Genomic DNA, 5,239 nt, shown 5'->3' on the forward strand with positions numbered 1-5,239 from the left:
TTTCTTCGGTGCTATACTTGTTCATTTCTTCCTCCTAACATCTTTCGACATTAGGTCCAAAAATTGTCCGCACCCCAAAGAAGAAAGACAAAAGAAATATAGGCAATCGGATGGCTTCATACTGTGCGACTTGCAAAGTCTCTATCTGAATTGTGAGAAATCACTATTACATCCGTTTGTGATATTCCTACCGCATAATGTCGAGTAAGTGATGAAAGATGTGGAGCAGCGGGACAACGTGGGAAACGCGGAAGCCGTATTCGCGTTACTGCAAGGGAAAGACATGCAAGGTTAACAAATGTGAATTACTATAAGGATCGTCAGCTATAAAGGGTGAAAGTGGCTGATACACCCTAACCAAAATGGTACGGAGTCAGGGACAAGGTAACTAGTATGATGCCAAGTCAAACGGACAGAGAACTCCCGGTCTATAGGTAAAACCTAAACATGTCATAATTATTCAGATTGAGGAACAAGGTAAGCCTTATGCGTTCCTACGGGTAGGCCAATCGTAAGAAAAGCACAATACGCAGAAGGTAGAGGATGCTGGAAAAAGCGAAGGTTCTCATGTAACGTGAGAAATAGGAGTTCAAGATTTACTCTGTCCGAAAGGAAGCAGACTTCCAGCGCGTATCAATTACATGAAGAAACTGGAAACTGTGAATGTATTACGTTCAATTACGCGATAAGTGAGGACAATGCAGACATGAAACTTCGATGGAGCCAGATCAACTGGACAGAAGCAGAAGAACAAGTTAGCAGACTACAGATTCGAATTGTAAAGGCAACATTGGAACAAAAATGGAGGTTAGTCAAAAGACTCCAGTATTTAATGACGAATTCGTTCTATGCCAAAGCAATAGCTGTTAAACGTGTAATTACAAACAAAGGAAAAAGGACACCGGGAATTGATGGAGAACTATGGAAAACAGATGCTGAGAAGATGAAGGCGGTTAATGAGCTAAACTGTCAAACCTATCATGCAAAACCACTAAAGCGGATTTACATTGAGAAATTTGGGAAAACAGAAAAGCGACCGCTTGGAATTCCAACAATGAGAGACCGAGCGATGCAAGCACTTCAACTGTTGGCGTTAGAGCCAGTAGCGGAAACAACTGCGGACAGGATATCGTTTGGATTTCGCAAATACAGAAGCCCAGAAGATGCAAGAGAGTATGCATTTCGAATACTCAGCAGAAAAGATTCACCACAGTGGATACTTGAAGGCGATATAAAAAGCTGCTTTGATAAGATCAGCCATGAGTGGATGATGGAGCATATCCCAACTGACAAGAGGATATTGAAGGAATTTATGAAATGTGGATACATCAATAAAGGAAAGCTTTATCCTACGACGGAAGGATCACCACAAGGCGGAGTTATATCACCGACGTATGCAAACATGGTACTAGATGGGATGGAACCCATGATTCTAAATGTATATTGGAGGAGTAAAGTCAAGAAAACATTCGGAGTGAAATACAATAGCCATAAAGTGCATATGGTACGATTTGCGGATGACTTCATTGTAACGGCATCTGATAAGGAAACACTGGAAGCCATTAAGCAGATGCTGGAAAGCTTTCTGAGAGAAAGAGGGCTAACATTATCAATGGAAAAGACTGTAATTACACATATAAACAGTGGATTTGATTTTCTGGGATGGAATTTCCGTAAGTTCAAAGGAAAGCTGATAATTAAGCCTTCCTCTAAATCTATGCGTAAAGTCACGAAGAAGATCAGTGAAATAATCAAAAACAATCGGACGACAAAACAAGAAATACTCATTCAGAGATTAAATCAAGTTTTAATCGGATGGGCGAATTACCATCAGGGAACCTGTGCGAAGAAATGTTTTGGCACGATAGACAACCGTACATGGAAAATGTTATGGAAATGGGCAAAGCGCAGACATCCGAATAAAAAGCATCAATGGATTGTCGATAAATACTGGAAAGAATACAAAGGAAGGAGATGGGCATTTCGAACAGAAAAGAGCATTCTATTCAGTATGTCGGACATGCCGATAGTTAGGAAAAGTCAAATGGCTCTGGATAAGAATGCCTTTCTGGATAAGGAATATTTTCAAAAACGCTCTCAAAAACATCGCCAGAAAAGAAAAATGGCAATGAGTTCCAATAATGCTGCGCATATAGGTATTATGTGTTATAGATGCGTGAGCGGAATGCAGTGAAAGTTGCATGTTCCGTTCTTAGGGGAGGGAGAAACTGGAAGGAATCTCCCTTACCCGACACCGAAGAAGGTGGGTAATGCCACTGGAGGGAAGGGAGCCACATATGGCGATATCCAAGAAAGAAACTTGTCCAATACACAGAGATTGACATGACGAGGAAATTGATTTTAGGGAGAAAAGTGTCGGGTACACAGAGATCAGACAAACGATTAGCCATATGAGGAGCCGGATGCGGGAAAGCCGCACGTCCGGATCTGTAGATGGACGTACCTTGTGAAAGGTACGTCTACTCGACCCGGCAAAAAAGTAAGAGCAATGTCAAATCCGGTTTGAGTAGCCTGGTTGGTTGAAGGAAGGTGATTGAGATGAATGTCAATCAGAATAGGAACAAAAAAGTAACACGAGGAAAGTCTGTGCCTTAAAAAGAAAGAACAGAACAAAAGTTTTGACAGCTTGGTAGAAATTCCGTAAAAGAAAAAAACGAGAAGTTTACTCGTCAGAGCTGCGCCAGAATAGCTTTACTTGCTGCTGTTTTTGATATGAAGTATAATAGGTTTAATTGCTTATTTCCTACAAGTTGACTTTTCAAAAATAAGTAAAGTATAGCTCCATTGTTTTTTTACCCTTGCTTTCTTATACTGTTAATCAGGAGGTACCTATGATGAAAGAAATCAATCTTGGCCGCGTCTTGATTGAAAATCGCCACAAACGGGGAATTACTCAAGATGAATTGGCTGCATATATGGGAGTTTCAAAAGCCGCAGTTTCAAAATGGGAAACCGGCATGACTTATCCAGATATAACGCTGTTGCCGCAGTTGGCAACCTACTTCAACATCAGCATTGATGAACTGATGAGATATGAGCCGCAAATGACAAAAGAACAGATACGCAGTTTATACCGTATATAAAATCCCAGATCAGCTTTTTGCAAACCGTCGGATAAAAGATGTGTTATGCTTTCCCATTGTTGCAGATAGACTTGTCTTTCTGGTAATTAGTCGCCTTGCTCTTTTGCAGCTTGGGATCTCCGTTTGCGCTTTCTGGCCTTATTTTCTGTACGATCATACGGATTGGATTGTAACATTGGGAATTATACTGTTCTGCTGGTTGAGCGTTCTTGCGATTGATTTTCTTGTATTTCTGGTTTCTGAACTGATTGGAACGCTCATTTCATCTGCACTCGTTGGATATGGATTTATTGTTTTCCAGTATGGAGCATTTCTATTGCTGGCGGTAGTAGCCGGAAATGTCGTGACCATCCTTTTATTCGAGCCGCGCATTTTGAATTTAATAAACACAATATTTGTGCCGATCTGCTGGCTTCTGATTGCGATAGCGGCTTTTCTGTTGTTCGCTGTGATGTCCTTAATTGGGGCGAAATATTGGTTTATCAGGGGGTATATAAATACTCAAAACTTCCAGCACAGGAGAAAAAGCAGAGCGGTTCGATTGACAAAGATAAAGAACCCTTATTTGCTGCTTGAATGGAAAAGAGTATCAAGGAACAAAGAGCTGATTTTCTTTTCCAACATCAAAAACATCTTAACTGTTTTTATTCTGTGTGGATTTTTGCTTCGCAATTTTGGGAAACTTGGTTTGCCGGGAACGTATTCATTGGAGCTATTTTTGCTGGTATCTTGCTGTGCGGTCAATACCATATCAAGTACGGCATATTCTAGCGATCCCAACAGAAGCTATCTTGCATTTCTTCCTATTTCAACGCACCAGCTATTTTTATGGAAAACTATACAAGGGTTTATCTGGGGCGAAATAACAATCTTTTTGTTTTGGTTCGGAACCGTTTTTCTTCATGGGCTGTCCGTCGCTGATGCTTGTCTGCTCTTGATTTATGGAACCATGATGAACTACGCTTGCTCATGGTTGGGTGTTTTCTTAGACTACAAGATGCCGCGCTCAACAAATAGTACCAATGAATTGCTGCACGGAAATATCAGCAAAGTAATTGTTCTTTTTGTCAGTGTGGCCCTGACAATCTGTGAAATTACTTTTGTGGCACAAGGAGCCATTCCAATGTCAGCACTTTTATTTTCAACTTGTATTAGTGCAGCTATTGTTGTGGCAGAGTTCAGCTATTGGCTGTTTTGCAGGAGGAAGGAGGATTTTCCGTGATTGAAGTGAACAACCTTTTCAAAAGCTATGGTGATAAAACGATATTTGAAGATGTTTCCTGCTCTCTAAAAAATCACCGCATCTATGCATTAGTTGGTATAAATGGGATCGGTAAGTCAACATTGTTAAACGCCATTACACAACCTTTCAGTTTTGACCGTGGCAAAGTGTCGATTGATGGGATTAACAACCGATTGTTTGAGGTTAAATTTCACTTTTTCTATGTACCAGACAGCAAAGAAATGTTTTTGAATTTAACTGGAGCCGAATACTTAAAATTTATCATCCAACTATACCGCCAAGACGAAAAGATAGCGGAAGAAAAACTCAAAAGGTTGTCGGTCATGTTTAAGCTGGATCGGTCACTGAATGAGTATATTGCGAACTATTCTTTGGGTATGAAGCAAAAAGTATATCTGATGGCGGCGTTCCTCTCTGGCGCAAGCAATCTGATTTTAGATGAACCGTTCAATGGGCTTGACCCAGAAAGCGTCGCTATCTTAAAGAAGATGCTGCTGGAATACCGGGATGCTGGAAATCTTGTGCTGTTTTCGATTCACAATTTGGATTTGGCAGCAAATTTTTGTGACAATGTTCTTTTTGTTGATCGAGAGCGAAAAGTATTCCAAGTAGAAAATCCACGCAACTTCAATGAACTTGAAACAGTGTTCTTCACCCAATGCGTCTAAAAACGAATACTGAGCAAACTGCCGGGCGACGGCAAAAGAAAAAAGCCGTCGTGCAGCAGCCCTTTGACACGCCCATGACATTACATTAACACCTCAGGAACAGGCTCTGATCATGCGTCTTAGCATCTAGTGCCTGTTCCCGGCAAAACGGGTATTTGACTTAGTATCCATCTGGGAGATCTTGTGGCCCAGAGAACGCGAATGTGAAGATTCAGTTCCATCGA

Annotated in this window: 4 protein-coding genes; all 4 read left to right on the forward strand. The window is 40.9% G+C overall.

All coding sequences use genetic code 11. The features are described 5' to 3' along the window. Window positions 1-706: 706 nt before the first annotated feature. The 4 genes from ltrA to LKD48_RS16100 all read left to right on the forward strand — a co-directional run bounded on the left by ltrA (window position 707) and on the right by LKD48_RS16100 (window position 5,015). Window positions 707-2,194, forward strand: coding sequence for a group II intron reverse transcriptase/maturase (ltrA, locus tag LKD48_RS16085; RefSeq protein ID WP_308732613.1), 1,488 nt, complete (start codon window positions 707-709; stop codon window positions 2,192-2,194). Between the two features lie 658 nt (window positions 2,195-2,852). Next, complete coding sequence (locus LKD48_RS16090; RefSeq protein WP_331466887.1) at window positions 2,853-3,104, forward strand: helix-turn-helix domain-containing protein; 252 nt, start codon at window positions 2,853-2,855, stop codon at window positions 3,102-3,104. Window positions 3,105-3,279: 175 nt separating this feature from the next. Further along, window positions 3,280-4,326 (forward strand): hypothetical protein, encoded by a 1,047-nt coding sequence (locus LKD48_RS16095; RefSeq protein WP_308732614.1) that lies wholly within the window; start codon window positions 3,280-3,282, stop codon window positions 4,324-4,326. Then, on the forward strand, window positions 4,323-5,015 hold the full coding sequence (locus tag LKD48_RS16100) for an ABC transporter ATP-binding protein (RefSeq protein WP_118613506.1): 693 nt from the start codon (window positions 4,323-4,325) through the stop codon (window positions 5,013-5,015). Before LKD48_RS16095 ends, LKD48_RS16100 begins: the two co-directional genes overlap by 4 nt. Window positions 5,016-5,239 lie beyond the last annotated feature (224 nt).

This window comes from Anthropogastromicrobium aceti (assembly GCF_020687335.1).
Taxonomy (GTDB): domain Bacteria; phylum Bacillota; class Clostridia; order Lachnospirales; family Lachnospiraceae; genus Anthropogastromicrobium; species Anthropogastromicrobium aceti.